Origin of the sequence: Meridianimarinicoccus sp. MJW13 (assembly GCF_014901205.1) — a bacterium.
GTDB lineage: Bacteria > Pseudomonadota > Alphaproteobacteria > Rhodobacterales > Rhodobacteraceae > Meridianimarinicoccus.
On record NZ_JACNMU010000003.1, the window covers coordinates 113,115 to 131,750 of the forward strand.

Annotated in this window: 17 protein-coding genes and 2 pseudogenes; 10 read left to right on the top strand and 9 right to left on the bottom strand. The window is 61.2% G+C overall.

What is annotated here, in order from left to right; all coding sequences use genetic code 11:
- Positions 1–6: 6 nt before the first annotated feature.
- A complete protein-coding gene (locus H8B03_RS06170) occupies positions 7–939 on the top strand; it encodes a hypothetical protein (RefSeq protein WP_193140865.1) in 933 nt (310 codons plus the stop codon).
- 290 nt (positions 940–1,229) lie between these two features.
- Positions 1,230–1,751 (top strand): adenylate/guanylate cyclase domain-containing protein, encoded by a 522-nt coding sequence (locus tag H8B03_RS06175; RefSeq protein ID WP_394355449.1) that lies wholly within the window; start codon positions 1,230–1,232, stop codon positions 1,749–1,751.
- Here H8B03_RS06175 and H8B03_RS06180 read toward each other — a convergent pair.
- The 7 genes and pseudogenes from H8B03_RS06180 to H8B03_RS06210 all read right to left on the bottom strand — a co-directional run.
- Positions 1,738–1,938, bottom strand: a pseudogene (locus tag H8B03_RS06180) (DDE-type integrase/transposase/recombinase); the annotation flags it as partial. The gene H8B03_RS06175 and the pseudogene H8B03_RS06180 overlap by 14 nt on opposite strands.
- 60 nt (positions 1,939–1,998) lie before the next feature.
- On the bottom strand, positions 1,999–2,910 hold the full coding sequence (locus H8B03_RS06185; protein WP_193140867.1) for a DUF2950 family protein: 912 nt from the start codon (positions 2,908–2,910) through the stop codon (positions 1,999–2,001).
- Between the two features lies 1 nt (position 2,911).
- Complete coding sequence (locus H8B03_RS06190; protein ID WP_193140868.1) at positions 2,912–4,627, bottom strand: DUF3300 domain-containing protein; 1,716 nt, start codon at positions 4,625–4,627, stop codon at positions 2,912–2,914.
- A 220-nt stretch (positions 4,628–4,847) separates the two neighbouring features.
- Complete coding sequence (locus H8B03_RS06195) at positions 4,848–6,932, bottom strand: alpha-galactosidase (protein ID WP_193140869.1); 2,085 nt, start codon at positions 6,930–6,932, stop codon at positions 4,848–4,850.
- Entirely contained in the window at positions 6,929–7,777 is an 849-nt protein-coding gene (locus H8B03_RS06200; protein WP_193140870.1) for a carbohydrate ABC transporter permease, read from the bottom strand. The genes H8B03_RS06195 and H8B03_RS06200 overlap by 4 nt, the downstream gene beginning before the upstream one ends.
- A gap of 1 nt (position 7,778) precedes the next feature.
- On the bottom strand, positions 7,779–8,714 hold the full coding sequence (locus H8B03_RS06205) for a carbohydrate ABC transporter permease (RefSeq protein ID WP_193140871.1): 936 nt from the start codon (positions 8,712–8,714) through the stop codon (positions 7,779–7,781).
- Between the two features lie 94 nt (positions 8,715–8,808).
- Positions 8,809–10,080 carry an ABC transporter substrate-binding protein gene (locus tag H8B03_RS06210; RefSeq protein WP_193141213.1) on the bottom strand — a complete coding sequence of 424 codons (1,272 nt, stop codon included), beginning with the start codon at positions 10,078–10,080 and terminating at the stop codon, positions 8,809–8,811.
- A gap of 117 nt (positions 10,081–10,197) precedes the next feature.
- Here H8B03_RS06210 and H8B03_RS06215 point away from each other — a divergent pair, with 117 nt between their 5' ends.
- From H8B03_RS06215 to H8B03_RS06225, 4 genes are all read left to right on the top strand, one after another.
- Positions 10,198–11,028: an IclR family transcriptional regulator gene (locus tag H8B03_RS06215; protein WP_193140872.1), complete on the top strand. Its 831-nt coding sequence runs from the start codon at positions 10,198–10,200 to the stop codon at positions 11,026–11,028.
- Between the two features lie 3 nt (positions 11,029–11,031).
- Entirely contained in the window at positions 11,032–12,093 is a 1,062-nt protein-coding gene (locus tag H8B03_RS06220) for an ABC transporter ATP-binding protein (protein ID WP_193140873.1), read from the top strand.
- Positions 12,094–12,180: 87 nt separating this feature from the next.
- Entirely contained in the window at positions 12,181–12,309 is a 129-nt protein-coding gene (locus H8B03_RS19100; protein ID WP_264299178.1) for a hypothetical protein, read from the top strand.
- Positions 12,306–14,228 (top strand): beta-galactosidase, encoded by a 1,923-nt coding sequence (locus H8B03_RS06225; protein WP_193140874.1) that lies wholly within the window; start codon positions 12,306–12,308, stop codon positions 14,226–14,228. The genes H8B03_RS19100 and H8B03_RS06225 overlap by 4 nt, the downstream gene beginning before the upstream one ends.
- 21 nt (positions 14,229–14,249) lie before the next feature.
- Here the strand turns inward: H8B03_RS06225 and tnpB are convergent, their stop codons facing one another.
- Positions 14,250–14,621 (bottom strand): IS66 family insertion sequence element accessory protein TnpB, encoded by a 372-nt coding sequence (gene tnpB, locus H8B03_RS06230; RefSeq protein WP_193140875.1) that lies wholly within the window; start codon positions 14,619–14,621, stop codon positions 14,250–14,252.
- Positions 14,618–14,917, bottom strand: coding sequence for a transposase (locus tag H8B03_RS06235; RefSeq protein ID WP_193140876.1), 300 nt, complete (start codon positions 14,915–14,917; stop codon positions 14,618–14,620). Before H8B03_RS06235 ends, tnpB begins: the two co-directional genes overlap by 4 nt.
- 247 nt (positions 14,918–15,164) lie before the next feature.
- Here H8B03_RS06235 and H8B03_RS06245 point away from each other — a divergent pair, with 247 nt between their 5' ends.
- The 4 genes and pseudogenes from H8B03_RS06245 (at position 15,165) to H8B03_RS06260 (ending at position 18,473) form a co-directional block, all read left to right on the top strand.
- Positions 15,165–15,797 (top strand): hypothetical protein, encoded by a 633-nt coding sequence (locus H8B03_RS06245; protein WP_226925746.1) that lies wholly within the window; start codon positions 15,165–15,167, stop codon positions 15,795–15,797.
- A pseudogene (locus H8B03_RS06250) lies at positions 15,794–16,518 on the top strand (ATP-binding cassette domain-containing protein). Before H8B03_RS06245 ends, H8B03_RS06250 begins: the two are co-directional and overlap by 4 nt.
- Before the next feature lie 51 nt (positions 16,519–16,569).
- Positions 16,570–17,724 carry an o-succinylbenzoate synthase gene (gene menC / locus H8B03_RS06255; protein WP_193140878.1) on the top strand — a complete coding sequence of 385 codons (1,155 nt, stop codon included), beginning with the start codon at positions 16,570–16,572 and terminating at the stop codon, positions 17,722–17,724.
- Entirely contained in the window at positions 17,721–18,473 is a 753-nt protein-coding gene (locus H8B03_RS06260) for a GNAT family N-acetyltransferase (protein ID WP_193140879.1), read from the top strand. Before menC ends, H8B03_RS06260 begins: the two co-directional genes overlap by 4 nt.
- Positions 18,474–18,636: the final 163 nt, after the last annotated feature.

Consider the following 18,636-nt stretch of genomic DNA (forward strand, 5'->3'; position numbering starts at 1 on the left):
AGAAAAATGAGCGAACATGCCATGCATCACCACATGCCTACCGAACCGGCGCTGGAGCCCCAATTTGGCACCAGGATCATCAATCCGCCACACCAGCACGCCTTTGCGCTGATCGGGCAAGACACCGTCTTTGGCGTCCACATGACCCAATACACCCACGAGGTGCACAAGTATCAGATCATTCTCAAACTGAAGCTGCCCGAGGCGACCCTGCAATCCTACCGCCGCGCACGCAAAGCCTATCCGACCGACTTCATCGTCATGTGCAATGATCTCGACGATCTCTTCACAATCCCTTCAATGGCTGCCCAGGAAACAACGCAGTTTACCGCCAGTATTTTTCGCGGATGGCCAACGGAGATCCCGGAGGACCTGGATGACCCGCATTGGTTTCCCTGGGCTTTGGATGGCGTGAACCCGATGGAGGATTGCCTGCAGTTCAAGGTCGAAGTCGAACGCATTGTGCTCTTTCGCCCCTTTGCCCACCACTACCAGACACCGCAGCACGCCACCTACTACCTCTTTGGTGAAGGGGACGAGGCGCATATGACCACGCTGCAAACTGCCCGTCTTGCCAACGGCCCGCTTGGGCCCGACACCTTCGGTCCCGACTATGATCACGTCCTAAGCCTTAAGGAAGCGCCCGACTGGCTTGACAAGACACTGCTCAAGGCCGGCATCGTCATCTCGGTCCCGTCAGTGCAGATCTACGACCCTGCCACCAATACGTTCAGCATCCCGTGCTCCAACCCGTTCGAAGGTAAGGCCAAAGTCGACGTGCAGTATCGCGGAATGGGACCGGCTCGACCAATCAGGCCGGGGCCAAGCGTGTCGTGCATCACCGGCGTCGCCAATTCCGAAACGATGATCCCCTGCACCGGAGAAGGACAGGATCCGTTGGGCCTCTCACCGATGCCGCTCTCCTACTACAAGGCGTAACAGCAAGGATTTCTATGATGCCGGATTTCGAGAAACAGAATGGCAACGACGAAGTCTGGGACATGATCCTGAACACCGGTCACCCACTTCTGATCAAGAAACAACGCCGGTTCGGTATTCTGCCCAGCCCACCCCGCTGCAAGCTCTGTCTTGCGCCCTTCAATGGGATCGGCGGCTGGTTCTTGCGCCGCCTGGATATCAAGGTATCAAACCGCAACCCGCGCTTTTGCAATGCCTGTGACACGTTCCTGCGCACCTATCCCGGTGGCACCAATGTGACGCTGTCGATGATGTTCGTCGATATCCGAAACTCCGTGCCACTTTCGGAAAAACTCGGCCCCAAAGCCTTTCACGACGTCGTGGCTGGTCTGCGCGATGCCGCGCTCAGGGCAATGGCCAAAACGGACGGCTCGGTGCTGGAATATCACGGCGATGCGGTCATCGGTGTCTGGCCTCCGGGCATTGCCGGCGAGAACCATGCTGCCAAGGCGATTGCCGCGGCCGAAGAGCTTGTCGCGCACCACCCCAAATCGATCTCAAGTGACGACGAAGTGCCGATCGGCATCTCGGTCCACACCGATACGGTCTATATGGGCACGATCGCCTCGACCACATGCGACCTGCAGGAGATCAGCGCCTTTGGCTACGGCGTCAATTTGGCCGCGCGATTGGCGGACAAGGCCGAGGCGGGCAAGGCGCTGGTCAGTGAATCCGCACTTCAGGCCGCCCACCGCGCCATGGATGAACAGCACCGCTGTACCGTGACCCTCAAGGGGATCGACCAGCCGGTGAACGCGCTCGCACTGGGATAGCGGACCTGCCAGATTCCAAAGCCGCTCCAGGTTCCATTTTGACGGACCAGCCGATCACGCGGCGGGAACGCAGGTCCAGGATGACTGCCAGATATAACCACCCCGCGCGGGTCCGGATGTTGCTGATGTCGCCTGCCCATTTCTGGTTTGGCCCGGTTGCACCGGCGTTGCGGTCCGGCAGGTTCGGGCCGGAACCGGTGACACGAAATTGCGCAAGGGCCGAAGAAAAGGCGGCGCAACAGACGGGCTATTCGACCGGAGTCCACTCTTCCGTCGGGTCAAACAGGAGTATTTCCGTCGCAAGTGCGAGTGTGTCATCGCCGAGATCGGCCTCGTAGACGATCCCCGCCTCGCCCACCAGAAAGCTCATGACGCCGGTGTCGCCGTAGACCGCCGGGTAGGCTACGAGCGCGTGGCTGGCGACCATGTTGCCAGCCACCATGTAGCTGTAGGCGCCACCCGGTGCATTGTCGCCCTGCCCTTGCAGGATGCGGAAGTAGTAGCCCTCGTAAGGTTCCGGGTCGCGATCCTCGCCGTCGAGGTTGTAGCCGGAGAAGTTCGCGCGGGCGATCGAGTCGTTGAACGGGCTCGGTGCCGTACCTGGCGTTTCGGGCCAGTAAAGGCCATCCCGCGCCTCCGGGCTGGACAGGATCGAGGCCGCGAACTCCATCACGCCGTCGCCGTCGTGATCAGCCTCGCGATAGCGGCGCTGGATATCCGGCACACGTCGCAGGATTTCGATGACTTCGAGCTCATGTCGGCCGATGCGGCGCATCAGAACTTCCTCGCGTGCGGCCTCCGCGTCGAAGCTCCAGGACCCTTCGCTCAACATCAATGGCGCCGGGAACGGCCAGAAATCGCGCCCCGCGAAGAGTATGGCCCGATCGTCACCTTCACGTTCGATCCGCAGGACGCGCTGCGTGTCGTGCAGAAAGTCACCCCATATCTGCCGGTCCTCTTCCGCGTTGCCGGAGGAAACGATATCGGCGTTCTCGGGCCCGAAGACCGCGATCACCGCAGCTTCGTTCTTGGTTTCCAGGGCCGAGATCAGCGCGGCGACGGCATCCTCGGGCGTGGAATAGCGCGCGGGCTCGGCCCCGGCGGTTCCAGTGGCAGCGACAAGGGCGGTCAAGGCCCCGGACATGAACAATCTCATCATTTCAGCGTCTCCCGCCCCCGCGCCTACCGCCACCGTGTCCGCCCATGCTGGCGCGGCCACGGCTGGCAGTTGCAGCGGCGCGATTGCCGCCGGAAGGCCGCTTGAAAGTATTCGTACGGCTCGGTGCCCGCGCGGCCGGCGCGCGTTTCGTCGAAGGCCGGTTTAGGGAAGCCGCGCGTTTCGTGGCACTCGACTGCGCGGCGGATGGGCGGGACTTGGACAGCTGCGAGTTGCCCAATTTCGCCGGTTTTGCCCCCGTCGACTTCCGGGTCTCGATCTTGGCGCGCGCAGCCTCGCGGGTGGCGGCATTCGAAATCGAGGCCCGGTCCGCCGGCAACGTGTCGGCGCGCGGACGATCGCCATCGGCGATGCCTTCCCGAATGGTTCCAAGGTCGCCACGGTCAACCTGCGGACGGTCGCTGTCACCTATGCTGATGCGATCACCATCCCCGATCTGCGGACGATCACCATCCCCGATCTGCGGACGATCTCCATCCCCGATCTGTGGGCGGTCTCCATCGCCGATCTGTGGGCGGTCTCCGTCACCGATCTGTGGACGATCGCCATCGCCGATGCCGGGTCGGTTTCCGTCGCCGATGTTGATCTCGCCGTTCCCAATATTGATGTCGCCGCGATCGATGTTGATGTCGCCCCTGTCGATCGTGATGTCGCCGCGATCCCAGTCGATTTTGTCATCATGATCCCAGCCATCCCAATCGTCGTCGAATATCTCGTCAAGGATGATTGCCGTGCCCAACAGGATGCCACCGCCGATGATAACGTCGCCCCAACCGTCATCTTGGTAGTTGCCATATCCGTAGTGATATTCCGGGGTTCCGACCACCGGTGTGGAATAGACAACCTGGCTGTCGTAGACCGGCACATAGACCACGCCCGGGGTGGCCGGGTTGATCACGATTGTGTCTCCCTGCTTTTCCACAACCTGCGCGTCGTTGGTGACGAGATAGCCGTTGTCGATCGCTGTCTGCCGAAGACGCTGGATCGACCCCAGGACGTCGTCGGTCTGCGCGACCACGGCCTCTCCGGCCTGTTCCGTCCAGTCGACGTGTTCGCTCATCCGCGTCACGAGGTCGGGGAAACCCGCGGTAAGTTCCCGAACGCTGCTGTCCCACGGCTGATCCACCGCCTGCGCGGCACGTTCCTCGTCCGATAGCGTTGAATTTTCTTCCACGAAACGCGCCGCCTTCACCACGTCGAGTGGAAAGGTCACGCCAACGAGTAAGGGCGTCAGGACCTGGTCCGGGAGGAGCGCAACCGGTCCGAAAAGGACATCCATCTCGTCGGGTGTAAGCGCGCCCTCTACGGCGACCACATCTCCGAGCGATTCCGCTTGCTCGGCCTGCTGTTCGTCGGTCATGACACCGCCGCTTGCGTCTACGCAGGGGATGGCGAGCGACATGCCCACGGAGACATTTTCCAGGTTGCCGCCGAGGGCATCCCAGTTCGCATCGGCAATGAAGCCGTAAAGTTGCGGATCCCCGTAGGCCCGCTCGGAAATCTTGCTGAGCGTATCGCCGCTTTCAACGACGTAGGCTTTCCCGCAGGGGACCGAGCCGTCGCCAGCAAGCACCTGCGCCGAGGCTGGCAGGGCGAAAGCGCTCGCGAGAACGGCTGATACGGCCCCGCGAACTGCTGTTCCGCCAACTGTTCCCGCAGCACGGGTCCAGAATGATACTCGAGGCAAAGTCGCTGTCATGGCCTCTGGCTCCCCAATCAAATCCGGTGACCGGAATTTGCGCACGTTCGCCCTCAGCCTATTGTTTGCCGTCAAAATCGAACAGCCCGTTTCTTGCGAAGGTCAATCATTTTGTAGGCCGTGAAGTCGCTACACCCAAAGGGTTTCTTTGCTTGCACGTCAATCTTTATTGGCAGAACAAGAACATGAGACCCCGCAAGGTCTTGGATGCGCGCGTCATCTACATGAGGGTTCCCTCGATCACCCACATCGTTTCCGGGAAGCTCCACGGCAGCGTCAACCCGTGGCTCATCAGATAGCTGCCGCTGACCTCGATCTCCTGGTGTTTCAGGATCGGATCGCCGCGGGACAGGCCCGGAGCGTCGGCCCGGTTGATCAGCTCGACCCGGTACGTCGCGCCCCCGGTCAGCCGGGTCAGTTGCAGCGGCCGAGGGGTGATCTGTTGCGACGTTTCGGCCTTGCCTGCGAAGACCACGAAGCGATCACCGCCCCGGGCCAGATGCTGCTCGGCGAGCACCGCCGGGTCCGGGCTGTCAAGCCGCAGGATATCGGCATGAAACATCCAGTCACGGTTGGCTTTCCACCACGCGGTCACGTCTTTCAGGACGCCTGCCTCCTCCTCGGTCAGCTCGTGCGGGTCCATCTCGAACCCCATGTGCCGCTGCGCCGCCACCCAGGCGCGGAACCGGATGTCCAGCGTGCGGCCCGAAGTGTGGCAGACCCGCGGGCCCACGTGAGAGCCGGTGACCGCCATCGGCAGGAAGATTGCCGAGTTGTGCTGCATCCGCAGACGTTCGATGGCGTCGTTGCTGTCAGAAAGCCAGACGCGATGCGTGCGGCCGAGAATACCGAAATCGATGCGCCCGCCCCCGGAAGCGCAGCTTTCGATTTCTACGTTCGGATGGGCTTCGCGCAACCGATCGATCAGCGCATATGAGCCGCGAGTCTGGGCGGCATCGGGCAGCGGCAGGACGCGGTTGTGGTCCCATTTGACATAGTCGATGTCGTGCTCGCCCAGGATCTTGCTGATGCGGTCGAACAGGAAATCGCGCACGTCCGGCAGCGCCATGTTCAGGGCCTTCTGATGGCGGCCAAGGATCTGATCCTCGCCGCCCGAAGCCCAGTCAGGGTGCTTGCGGTGAATGTCGCTGTCGGGATTGATCATTTCCGGTTCGAACCAGATGCCGAACGTCATGCCGAGGCTTTGGCAATGTTCGATCAATGGCGTCAAACCATCGGGATATTTGCGCGGATCGACCTCCCAATCCGACAACGCGCGGGTGTCGTCGTCGCGGTTGCCGAACCAGCCGTCATCAAGCACGAAGCGCTCGGCGCCAAGGTCGGCCGCGATCTTGGCGATGCCTTTGAGTTTCTCCAGGTTGTGGTCGAAATAGACCGCCTCCCAGCAATTGTAATGCACCGGGCGCGGGCGGCCGGGGTCAGGGAATGTCACCACAACGTCGCGCAGGTGGCGCTGGAAGGCGACGGCGCAGCCATTGATGCCGTCGTCGGAATACACCGCATACAGCGTCGCGGTCTCGAACCGGGTTCGCGCGTCGCTTTCGACGCGGGCGGCGTGGCCGAACTGGACCTGGCGCCGCCCGTCGGGCAGTTCCTCGGCGACCATGCGGTGGCCGCCGGACCATCCGTAATGGAAGGCATAGGCGTCGCCAGCCGCATTGGTCGCCCCCCGGCAGGGGAGGAGAAGACCGGGAAAGTGCTCGTGCCCGGTGCGCCCGGTGCGGTTCTCGCGGTAGCGCATGCCGGGCGACCAGGGGATGCGATTCATCTGGAACTCGCCGCACCAGCGGCCCGAGAAGTCGATCACCTCGTCGGCCAGTTGCGGTGCCGGAAACACGGGCGCCGAGAGCCAGTGCAGATGCGTCGGCGTGTCGGTCTCCAGCATCGCCCTGGCTTCTATCACATGGGTCATCGGATTGATCGCGAAGCTGGCGGTATAGGTCAACCCGTTGGCCGCGTCGCGGAAAGCAAGCGCGATGGAATTGTCGCCGGCCGTGTCCGCAGCAAAGCAGAACTTCGGCAACAGCGGCGTGCCCGAACCATCGCGCAGGATCAGCCCCGGCTGGCCGGGAAAGGTGCGCGTCGCCTCGGGGCAGATCGACAGCTCCGGATTGGCATCAAGCATGCCGCCGGTGACGTCGATCTGGTTGGCGAGGTAGAGGGTTTCGAGGTCTTCACCGTCCGGCAGTCGCGGCCCCCAATAGACCACCTCGGCGAGGTGGTCCTTGCGGGAACCGATAACAAGGGACTGCCGACCGTCGTCGAGACGCCAGCATCGGATCATTTCACAGCACCCAGGGTCAGCCCCGCGATAAAGTGCTTCTGCATCAGGAAGAACATCGCCACCGGCGGCAGGGCCGCCACGATGGAACCGGCGCTCATCAGGTGATAGGCGGCGCGGAACTGAGAATTGAAGCTGGTAATGCCCGCGGTCACAGGCTGTGCGCCCGGCCCTTGCGTCAGCACGATGGCCCAGAAGTAATCGTTCCAGATGAAGGTGAAGATCAACACGCTGAGCGCGGCAATCGCCGGTTTCATCAGCGGCAGGACCACGTACCAGAAGATCTTCCATTCCGCGACGCCTTCGACGCGGGCAGCTTCGATCAGCGGGAAGGGCAGCTGCCGAATGAAATTGCGCATGAACAGCGTGCAGAACCCGGCCTGGAAGGCGACGTGGAACAGGACCAGCCCGGTCTTGGTGTTATAAAGCCCGAGATCCAGCGTAAGGTCGCGCACGGGCACCATGAGGATCTGGAACGGCACGAAATTGCCCGCGACGAACATGAAAAATATCAACAGGTTGCCCTTGAACCGGTAGATTCCCAGTGCAAATCCCGCCATGCAGGACAACGCCACCGCACCGATCACCGTGGGCACGGTAATGAACACCGAATTCAGCATGTAGCGCGGCATGTCGCTTTCGAAGAACACCTTGCCATAGTTGGCAGCGCCCTCGAAAGACGACGGCACCCCCCAGTAGTTGCCCTGGGTGAAGTCAACGTCGGGTTTGATTGAGAAGACCGCGACGGCGATCAGCGGGGCCAGCCAGAAGATCAGGGCGATTGGCAGCAGGGCCTGATAGGTCAGTTGCCACGAGCGGGGAGACTTTTCGATCGGGGTCGGGAACATCTCAGTGGCCCTTCTCTTCTTTGTACATCGAGTAGAGGAAGTACGCGATGAAGCAGAGCATGATCATGAACAGCACGACGGCAATCGCAGCACCATATCCCATGCGGAACCCGTATTCGCTGAGCGCCTTTTCGAACATGTAGAAAGACAGGACGCGGGTCTGCCCGAAGGGGCCCCCGTTGGTCATGATCGAGATCAGGTCAAAGGACCGAAGCGCGCCAATGATCGTCACCACGAAAGCGATGAAGGTGGCGGGTTTGAGTTGCGGGACAATGATGTACCACAACATCCTGAACCCCTTTGCGCCGTCCAGGCGCCCGGCTTCGATCTGTTCGGGGTCAACGGCGTTCAGACCGGTGAGGTAAAGGATCATGCAATAGGCGGTTTGCGGCCAGAGGCCGGCGATGATGATGCCGTAGGTGGCCAGCGTCGGATCGCCCAGCACGTTGATTGTTCCGATGCCGAACCAGCCTAGGAAGGTGTTCAAAAGCCCGAATGTCGGGTCGTAGAACCAGGTGAAGACCAAGCCAACAACGACCTGCGAGATCACGAAGGGAAAGAAGAACAGCGACTTGTAGAGTCTGATGCCCGTGACCGTCTGGTTGAGGAACAGCGCGATGGCAAGGCCCACCGGAATGGCCAGAAGATAGAGCACCAGCCACTTCAAGTTGTTCCACAGTGACACCTCGAAGGCGCTGTCGTCCATCAGTTCGCGGTAGTTTTCCAGGCCGACATAGGTCGGCTCGCTCAAGCCGTCCCAATCATAGAGCGAGATAGAAAAGCTCTGGTAGATCGGGAAAATGACATAGAACAGGAAAAACAGGATTGCCGGAGCAAGAAACAGCCATGGGGTGATGGCGATCTCGTTGCGTTTGTAGAAAGACCGCCGGGGCGGCTCGTACTGATCGACGGGGAGATCTGGCGAAGTGGTCGACATGACACGCCTTTCCTGGTCAGGCAGGCCGCGAGGGCACGCCCTTGCCACTTTTCTGATGGCCCGCCCGGGGCTGTCCCCGGGCGGGCCGGTCAGGTCACTTGTAGACCCGCGTGGAAACCTTATCGAGACGGTTCAGGATGTCGTCGAGGTTGTCGGGGAACACCATGAACTCTTGCAGGCCCTGCATGGCTTCGGCGGCCATTTCCGCCGGGAAGTCGCGATCAAAGAACTGCGCGACGCCGCCGGGACTGTTGGTCGACAGCATCTCGAAGCCCTCTTTCAGGAACTTGTCGTCATCGACCGCAGCCTTGGCGTTGATCGGCAGTTGCTGCAGGTTCGAACCATTGTTGATCTCGGTCTGGACGTCAGCCGAAACGACGTACTTCAGGAAGGCGCGTGCCGCGTCCTTGTTCTGCGCGCCTGCCGGGATGTGGAAGGTGTCGGTCGGCGCGTCTTCGGCCAGCGGGATCGACGGGTCCATCGGCGGGAACTGGTAGAAATCGAGCTTGCTGTCGTCGAGCCCGGATTCGCGCAGCGGCGCGACCGCGAAGTTGCCGATCAGGATCTCCGCCGCATCGCCAGAGACGATGAAGGGCAGCGCTTCCTGCCAGCTATAGGTCTGGTGGTTGTCGACGAACGCGCCCATGTCGATGAGCTCTTTCCAGTTGGCAAAGGTCTGGCGAACGCTGTCGTCGGTCCATTTGATCTCGCCCGCCGCCAGCTTCATGTGGTGATCAAAGCCATTGGTGCGCAGGTTGAGATAGTCGAACCAGCCGCCCGCAGTCCAAAGGAACTTGGTGCCGATGGTGTAGCATTTCTTGCCGGCGTCCAGGATGGCCTGACAGTTGGCCTTCATCTCGTCGAATGTGGTGGGCTCTGTCAGACCCAGTTCGTCGTAGATGTCCTTCCGGTAGTACATGCCCCACTGGTAGTAGGTATAGGGCACGCCCCACTGCTTGCCGTCGATGGTCATCGCACCCTTGGTCGAGGCGAGGTTTTCGGCGATTTCGGGATCCTCCCAGAGATCCGAAACATCTTCGAGCAGATTGGCCCGGACGTAGGGCCCCATCCGATTGGCCGCATACCAGGTCGCAACGTCCGGAGAATCCGCGGTCAGAAAGTTGCGGATCTGGGTTTTATAGGCCTCACGGTCGATGACCGTGGTTTCGATGGTGAGGTCAGGATGCATCGCGCCGAACTCGGCAATCATCTTTTCCATCGTCGCCCGCGGCGCGGGGTTCGACGTGTCGAGAAAGATCTTCAGATCGCCCGACAGCGGTGCCGAATGCGAGTCAGCAAAGGCCGCGCCCGCCATCAGGTTCGAGACTGCCAGACCAGCAATCGTCCATGTCTTCATCGTTTTCATAGGTTTCATTTGCGTCCTCCCAGGCGCTTCCGGCTCATTATTTGAGACACGATTTTGATTATTGATTAAATGTATTCGATGGCGCTAACGTGTCAACGGTCTATTGGGGAGCGCCTTATGGCCGAAAAAGCGAGTTTTCACGGTGAAGAGCCTGCCGGCGTCGCGACCGTTGGCAAGGCCATCGAAGTGCTCGATCTGATCTATGATTTCGGTCGCCCGGTGCGGTTCAAGGAACTGCAAGCGGCCAGCCGGTTCCCCAAGCCGACGCTGTACAGATTCGTGCAGACACTTACCGAACACGGCATGTTGAGCTTCGATCCCGATCGCAACGTCTACTTCCTTGGCATTCGCCTGGTCCGCCTGGCCCATGCCGCGTGGCGTCATTCGATGATCGCGCCGGTGGCGCAGCCGCATCTGAGCGCGCTGGCCAATCAGATCGGCGAAGCTGTGTATCTCTCGCGGCTCGATGGTGGCCACTGTGTCTGCCTTGACCGTGGCTCGCCGGACGACCTTGCCGGCGTGTTCCAGGACGTCAATCGGGTCTACCCGAGCTATTGCACGGCTGTCGGCAAGGCGATGCTGGCCTGCCTGCCGGAAGACGAGCTTGACCGGGCCCTGACGCAACAGAGCTTTCACCGGATGACGGACGCAACCATCACCAAAGAGGCCGCGTTGCGCAGGGAACTCGACCAAACCCGAGAGCGCGGCTATGCCATCGAAGACGAAGAACATATCCGCGGCATCCTTGCTGTTGCGGTGCCGATCGTGACGCCAGGCGGCAGTCTTCTGGGGGGGCTGGGCATTCACGCGCCGGACCGGCGTACCGATCTTGCGAAACTCAAAAGCCAACTGCCGGAGATCCAGAAAACCGCCGGAAAGATCGCCCGGGATGCCGCCGACTGGAGCTTTCCCGAAGCCAATCAAAACAACACAACATCAGGGATTTGAGTCATGACCGGAGTGACACTCAACAATGTCGTCAAGCGCTACGGTGGCACGGTGCAAGTGATCCACGGCGTCGACCTGAAGATCGAGGACGGCGAATTCTGCGTCTTCGTCGGCCCGTCGGGCTGCGGCAAGTCCACGCTGATGCGCATGGTGGCCGGTCTGGAAGAAACCACCGAGGGCACGATCCACATCGGCAAGCGCGACGTGACACGGATGGACCCGGCCGAGCGCGGTGTGGCGATGGTGTTCCAGACCTACGCGCTTTATCCGCACATGACGGTCGAGGAAAACATGGGGTTTGGCCTGAAGATGAACGGTCACCCCAAAGACGAGATCAAGGCCAAGGTGTCCGAGGCCAGCCGGATCCTGAAGCTTGACGAATATCTCAAGCGCAAGCCCGCCGCGCTTTCGGGCGGCCAGCGCCAACGCGTCGCCATCGGCCGTGCCATCGTGCGCGGGCCGGAGGTGTTCCTGTTCGACGAGCCGCTGTCCAACCTTGATGCCGAATTGCGCGTCGAGATGCGGGTCGAGATCGCGCGGCTGCACAAGGACATTGGCGCGACGATGATCTATGTCACCCACGATCAGGTTGAAGCCATGACGATGGCCGACAAGATCGTCGTGTTGCGCCTGGGCAAGATCGAACAGGTCGGCGCGCCGCTCGATCTGTATCGCGATCCGGACAACAGGTTTGTTGCCGGCTTCATCGGCTCCCCTGCGATGAACTTTCTGAAGGGCAAGGTGAATGCGCAAGGCACCGTCGATGTCCCCGCGCTGAAGTCTGCGGTACCCGTGCCGGTCAAGATGCCGCCGCCGGGAACCGAAGTGATCTTTGGCATTCGTCCCGAACATGTCGTGGTCAGCGAGGGCGACACCATGTCGATCGAACTGACCGAAGCGTTGGGCGGAGTGTCGTTCGACTATATCCAGGCTGACACCGGCGAACGGCTGATTGTCGAAGAACGTGGCGATCACAGGTCTTCGCCGGGTGCGCGGGTGAACCTGAGCTTCGATCCGGCGCGGTGCTATCTCTTCGATGCCGCAACCGAAGCGCGCATTCGCTGACATCTCGGACGCTCACCTTCGGTCCGGGCGCGACTTCGATGCGGTCTATCACTTCACCGCCTTGATCGCGGTGGGGGGGAGGTCGTCGTGCCCCTGCCGGAGATCGATGCGCTGGGGCAGAGCGTATTGGACGCCGGAGCGATCGGAGCGCGGCTGACGGGCGGCGACCTGAATGCGTCGCGATTTGACCTGACGGTTTTGGAGCAAGACGCATGAAGCGAACTCTTGGCACGTGTTATTATCCCGAGCACTGGCCGCGCGAGATCTGGCAAGAGGACGCGCGCAGGATGGTTGAGGCCGGTCTGACATGGGTGCGGATTGGCGAGTTCGCATGGTCGCGACTTGAGCCTGTTGCGGGCACGTATGACTTTGACTGGCTGGACGATGCGATCGCGGTTCTGGGTGCGGCGGGGCTGAAAGTGGTGCTTGGGACGCCGACGGCGACGCCGCCACGGTGGATGATTGACCGCCATCCCGACATGTTGGCGGTGGATGCCGACGGGCGGCCGCGCAAGTTCGGCTCGCGCCGTCATTATTGCTTCAGCCATGAGGGCTACAAAGGCGAATGCGCGCGCATCGTGACGCGGTTGGCAGAGCGCTACGGGCGCAATCCCCATGTCGCCGCGTGGCAAACGGACAATGAATACGGATGCCACGACACGACGATATCCTACAGCGATGCGGCGCGGGATGCGTTTCGCGGCTGGTTGCGCAGCCGATACCCAGGGCAGGGGAACGACGGCGACATCGAAGCGCTGAACGCGGCCTGGGGCAATATCTTCTGGTCGATGGAATATGGCGATTTCGATCAGATCGACCTGCCGAATCTGACGGTCACAGAACCGAACCCGTCCCACCTGCTTGATTTCCGGCGCTTCAGTTCGGATCAGGTGGTGGCATTCAACCGGCTTCAGTCAGAGATCATCCGCGCACATTCGGATGCGCCGATCGCGCATAATTACATGGGACGGATAACCGATTTCGACCACTACGATGTGGGCGCGGATCTGGATATTGCCAGTTGGGACAGCTATCCGCTGGGGTTTCTGGAAGATCGGGTTCCGGCGACGGTCGCACAACAGCAGGCCTATGCGCGCCAGGGGGATCCGGATTTTCAGGCGTTTCACCATGAACTCTACCGTGCGGTCGGGCGTGGGCGCTGGTGGGTGATGGAACAACAACCCGGACCGGTGAACTGGGCGCCGTATAATCCCGCGCCCTTGCCCGGGATGGTGCGGCTCTGGAGTTGGGAAGCCTTTGCACATGGGGCCGAGGCGGTGTGTTATTTTCGCTGGCGTCAGGCGCCCATGGCGCAGGAGCAGATGCACGCCGGATTGCTGCGATCCGATAGTGTTGATGCGGCAGGGATAATTGAAGCGCGGCAGGTTGCGGAAGAACTGGCCGGCGCGCCGGACGTCAGCCCGTCGCAACCTGACGTTGCACTTATCTTTGACTACGAAGCAGAATGGGCCTGGGCGATCCAGCCCCACGGCGCGGGCCTCAGCTATTTTGAATTGGTGTTTGACACCTATCGCGCGCTGCGCCGCCTGGGCTTGTCAGTGGAAATCCTGCCAGCCAGACCAGACCTGCTGGATGGCTACAAGCTCATTCTTGCGCCCGGTTTGATGCACATGACGGAGGCGTTGAAAGCAGCGCTGAACGACAGCGGTGCAACCGTCCTGATCGGCCCGCGCAGCGGCGCACGGGATGCCACGATGCGCACGCCGGTTCCATTGCCCCCGGCCATGCCGGGGCTGGATGCAACGGTGATTTTCGTCGAAAGCCTGCGCCCGGATCTGCCGATCGGGCTGGAAGGCGGCGGCGCGATCCGCAGCTACCGGGACGTTCTGGAGACCACCGCAGAAATTCTGGTGCGGACCGAGACCGGCGAGGCCGCGCTGGTGGCTCAAGGTCAAATCCTCTATGCCGCCGGGTGGCTTGATCCCAGTGCGATGATGCGCGTCTTGCGACTGGCCTGTGCGCGGGCCGGGGTTGAAACGATGGACTTGCCTGGCGGCGTGCGGTGTCGCGACACCGGGACGGAACGGTTCTGGTTCAATCATGATACCGAGACGCATGAGGTGGCGGGCTTGACCCTGGACCCTGTCTCTGTGACCCGCGCACGTCTGGCCTAGATGTCCTGTTGCGGCGCGCGATCAGTCTTTTTCCGCCGCCTTCATCAGCTTGCGTAGCGCGCCATCCAGTGTGGCGATCTCGTCCTCCGAAAACGCCGCCAGCAGTGCCTTCTGCGTCTCGACATGCTCGCCGACCGCAGTGTCGATCAGATCGAAGCCCTTTTTCGTCAGCTTCGCCACCGCACGGCGGGCGTCGTTCCGGTCGGTTGTCCGCGTGACCAGGCCCTGCCTGGCCAGTTGCTCGGTGCGCTTGGCCCGGAACACAAAGACGGCGCCGGCAAAGGGGTCCTCCCTCAGTGCCGACTGCACGACCGCCGCGAGGCCGTCCTGGCCCTTCCGGAAATCGACGAGATTCGTAGCAATCAGGATCCGCACGCGGTCGGACGGGATCATGCGAGCGCGCGCACCACGGCTGCGATCCGCTCCGCGGGCGCGCCTGCAGCCGCCACCAACAGTGACACGAACTCCACGGCGTCCTCGGGTGCGGGCAGCACCAGCTTGCCGTCCCGTGCCATCCTCCGCCATGACGAAAGCTGGTTCGCCAACACCCCGTGGCGCGTGGCAACAGCATTCACCGACGCGCCCGGCTCCAGCGTCTCTGCAACGATCGCCGCCTTCTGGCTGCTCGGCCACTTCCGGTTCCGTCGCTTCTCACCATGGTTCGTGAGAACCGCAAAATGCGTCTCCACTGAGAAACTTACTCCATCCGATCAACAGGGAGTGCAGAATCTCAGATCATGCAGCGGCGCGATACGTGGGGCCCAGGCGGCGCGTACAGATCAACAGCTTGCAGATTGATCAAGGAGGCCGACCAAACGTCGCTGGTCACAAACTGTCCGGCCTTAAGGTGTCATTCTGCCCCCAGCCGGAGCAGACCCCAAGTTACCGCTGCTTTGGCGGCTTGCCTTGCCCGGATTGGGCAATCTGTGGATCAACATGCTGAAGGACACGGTGCCGGTGTCGGTCATCGCATTGGATGATCTGATGCGGATGACAAAGGTGGCAGTGGGCGTCACGAAGCAGCCCTTCACATTCTATCTTGTGGCCTGCCTGATCGACTGGGGGCTTTGCCTTGTTCCGGTGTGGTTCTGGCGCGAATGGAACGGCGCGCCAACCGCGACGTTCGGAGGGCATGAGATGAACCCGATCGACGTTATCTTACAATACTGGCCCCGCTTGCTGGACGGTACATTGATGACGATCAAGCGCACTCTGCGTGGCGCCTTGATCGCGGCATTCTTTTCGCCAATCTTCGCTCTGATCCGGGTGGTTTACCCGCATGCGTATCGCATCGCTTGGCCAGCTTCGGGCAACGAGGTGATCCTGCTTATGGAGGCGAGTGCATTGGCAAGCGTTGTGACGGTCTTTGATATCATGGGCCGCACCCGGCAGGTATTCTCGAAGACCTTCGACTTTTCAGTCTATCTGTGGGCGGCCCTGATCCATCTGTGCGTCACCGCGATCTTTGTATTGATCTGGCGGCAGGCGGAACGCAGGCTTAGCCGCCACATCGATGCCCGCAACAAACCGCGCACGGCCACGATGCGCATGAGGGATACCCAAGGATGAACCCATCGGAAACTGTTCTGAAAGCCGAAGATATATACATTTCCTTTGGCGAGCTTGAAGTCCACAAGGGTATTTCGCTTGAGGCGCGCAATCATGACGTCATCTCGATCCTGGGCGCGTCGGGGTCTGGTACGTCGACCTTTTTGCGCTGCCTCAACGTCCTTGAAACGCCGACCTCGGGCAAGGTACCGGTCCATGGCGAGGAAGTTCTGGTGCGCAACGGAAAACCGCAGAAAGCCCGCCATATCGAGAGTATCCGCAGCCGTCTGGGCACGGTGTTTCAGCAATTCAATCTCTGGACTCATCGCACGATTCTGAAAAATGTGATGGAAGGTCCGGTACAGGTCAAACGCGTGGCCAAGGCCGAGGCGCTGCTGAAACGGGTCGGATTGCAGGATCGCATGCAGATGTATCCCTCGCAGCTTCCGGGCGGGCAGCAACAGCGTGTGGCCATCGCGCGTGCGATGGCAATGGAACCCGATGCGATCCTGTTTGACGAACCGACATCGGCGCTTGACCCCGAGTCGGTGGGTGAAGTGCTGAAGGTCATGCAATCGCTCGCTGCGGAAGGACGCACGAGATGGGACTTGCCCGGGATGTGTGGTCCAAGGTTGTGTTCCTGCACGAAGGCCGCGATACCGAACAGGGCCCGCCAGCCGAGATGTTCACCACCCCCAAGACCGAAGGGTTGGACCGCTTCATCGCCAAGGTCAGCAGCTAGCGCCCTGACCTGTTGCGCGTCCCGAAATCGCATTCATTACAGGTGAAAACCATGCCCGAAAACCCAATCGCTTCATCGGCTGGTGCCTTGCGCGGCGGCATCCTGATCGAGGCTGCCGAACTGAGGATCGTGAGCCTGCCATTGCTGACACCATTCGTGATCTCGACCGGCACGATGACCTGCAAGACATTCCCATTGCTGGTGCTGAAAGGCGAAGGATTGCAGGGTGTGGCCGAGGCGGTGATGGACCCGACGCCCGACTATCTTGAGGAAACCGTTCCCGGCGCAATCGCCTTTTTGCGCGATGTGCTGTTGCCTTCCATCGTCGGCAAGCGGTTTGCTTCGCCCTACGAACTGGAACCCTACCTGGTGCCATGGCGGGGACACCGGATGGCCAAGGCCGTCGTCGAAATGGCGTTCTGGGACATGTGGTCGAAAAGTCTGGGCATTCCGCTGAAAACTGCCCTTGGCGGTGTTCGCGAACATGTCGATGTCGGTGTGAGCCTTGGGATTGCAACGATTGAGAAAACCCTTGATCGCATCGAAGAAGCGCTTGCCGACGGCTACAAGCGCACCAAGCTGAAGATCGCGCAGGGCCATGACGTCAGGATTGTCGAGGCCGTCCGCAACCGGCACCCAGAGATCAAGCTGACCGTGGATGCCAATACCGACTATGGACTGGCCGACCTTCCGGTCCTGCGAGCGCTCGATGAATTCAACCTTGATTACATCGAGCAGCCCCTGGCCTTTGACGATATCCACGATCACGCTCAGGTGCAGGCGGCGCTGAAAACGGCAATCTGTCTGGATGAGAGCATCCGCAGCGCCAGCGACACGCGCAAGGCGCTGGAGGCACGGGCTGCACGGGTGATCAACATCAAGGTCGGGCGCGTCGGCGGGTTCGCCGCCGCGCGGGCCATCCACGACATCAGCGCGGCCTTTGGGGCGCCGGTGTGGTGTGGCGGCATGCTGGAGGCGGGCATTGGCCGCGCGCACAATATCCATCTGGCAACGCTGGCGAACTTCACCAAGCCCGGTGATACCTCAAGCGCCAGCCGCTATTTTGAACGTGACATCATCAATGAGCCGCTGGAGGCCAAAAACGGCGAAATGCCCGTGCCAGAAAACGGCCCCGGCATCGGCGTGACGCTTGATCGTGAATTCCTGGAGACCGTCACCGACCACGTTGAGGAGTTTGGGACATGAACCAGTCCACGGCTGACCTGACAATACGCGAATTGAATTCGGTTGATGAACTGAAAAGCTCTGAGGCGTTTCAACGCGAAGTCTGGGGCGAGGACGACCCCGCCGACAACTCCGACATCATGCTCGCGCTGCAACATGAAGGCGGATTGGTTGCCGGTGCGTTTGCCGACGGACGTATGCTGGGGTTTCTCTTTGGTTTTCCAACACGTCAGCCCGACATTCAGCATTCACACCGCTTGGCCGTGCATCCGGACAGCCGCGGCATGGGGTTGGGTGCAAAGCTGAAATGGTACCAGCGTGACTGGTGCCTTGAGAGAGGCATCACCATGGTACGTTGGACATATGATCCGCTGCGCCGTGTGAATGCGAGCCTGAACATCGCACGATTGGGGGCGACGGCCGGGACCTATCTTCTGGACTACTACGGCAAGATGGAGGGCATCAACGCTGGTGTCGCCTCGGACCGTTTGCTTGCCGAATGGCACCTGACCGCGCCAGATGTCGTGCAGCGTGCAAGCAATCCGCTCACCCCGCCAGCCAGCGGCGATGACCTTCGGGTCGCAATCCCTGCCGATTTCGGCGCACTTTTGTCCAACGATCCCAAGGGGGCCTTGGCCGAACGCCTGCGTGTGCGCGCAGCGCTTACTGCTGCTTTCGCGGACGGGTTTCGCGTTTCGGGCTTTGACACAGAAACCTGCGAGTATCTGTTGACCAGGAGGTCAGACCCGGCATCCGGCCGTCACGCATAGACCGTGCCGAAGCAGGCCGTTCTGTCGGTTGGACACCCGCATGGGCACAAAGATCGTCGGGAGCCCGGCGATTTCCATAAACCGCCTTTCGTGACGCTGGGGGCCGAAATGACCCCGACCAGAAACCGATGTGTTTCTGTCGGCTGGAGGCGCCCGACCGCGT

Coding starts and splice junctions, on each gene's coding strand:
- H8B03_RS06170 (WP_193140865.1), top strand. CDS start 7: ATGAGCGAACATGCCATGCATCACCACATGCCTACCGAACCGGCGCTG.
- H8B03_RS06175 (WP_394355449.1), top strand. CDS start 1,230: ATGTTCGTCGATATCCGAAACTCCGTGCCACTTTCGGAAAAACTCGGC.
- H8B03_RS06185 (WP_193140867.1), bottom strand. CDS start 2,910: ATGATGAGATTGTTCATGTCCGGGGCCTTGACCGCCCTTGTCGCTGCC.
- H8B03_RS06190 (WP_193140868.1), bottom strand. CDS start 4,627: ATGACAGCGACTTTGCCTCGAGTATCATTCTGGACCCGTGCTGCGGGA.
- H8B03_RS06195 (WP_193140869.1), bottom strand. CDS start 6,932: ATGATCCGATGCTGGCGTCTCGACGACGGTCGGCAGTCCCTTGTTATC.
- H8B03_RS06200 (WP_193140870.1), bottom strand. CDS start 7,777: ATGTTCCCGACCCCGATCGAAAAGTCTCCCCGCTCGTGGCAACTGACC.
- H8B03_RS06205 (WP_193140871.1), bottom strand. CDS start 8,714: ATGTCGACCACTTCGCCAGATCTCCCCGTCGATCAGTACGAGCCGCCC.
- H8B03_RS06210 (WP_193141213.1), bottom strand. CDS start 10,080: ATGAAAACGATGAAGACATGGACGATTGCTGGTCTGGCAGTCTCGAAC.
- H8B03_RS06215 (WP_193140872.1), top strand. CDS start 10,198: ATGGCCGAAAAAGCGAGTTTTCACGGTGAAGAGCCTGCCGGCGTCGCG.
- H8B03_RS06220 (WP_193140873.1), top strand. CDS start 11,032: ATGACCGGAGTGACACTCAACAATGTCGTCAAGCGCTACGGTGGCACG.
- H8B03_RS06225 (WP_193140874.1), top strand. CDS start 12,306: ATGAAGCGAACTCTTGGCACGTGTTATTATCCCGAGCACTGGCCGCGC.
- tnpB (WP_193140875.1), bottom strand. CDS start 14,621: ATGATCCCGTCCGACCGCGTGCGGATCCTGATTGCTACGAATCTCGTC.
- H8B03_RS06245 (WP_226925746.1), top strand. CDS start 15,165: ATGCTGAAGGACACGGTGCCGGTGTCGGTCATCGCATTGGATGATCTG.
- menC (WP_193140878.1), top strand. CDS start 16,570: ATGCCCGAAAACCCAATCGCTTCATCGGCTGGTGCCTTGCGCGGCGGC.
- H8B03_RS06260 (WP_193140879.1), top strand. CDS start 17,721: ATGAACCAGTCCACGGCTGACCTGACAATACGCGAATTGAATTCGGTT.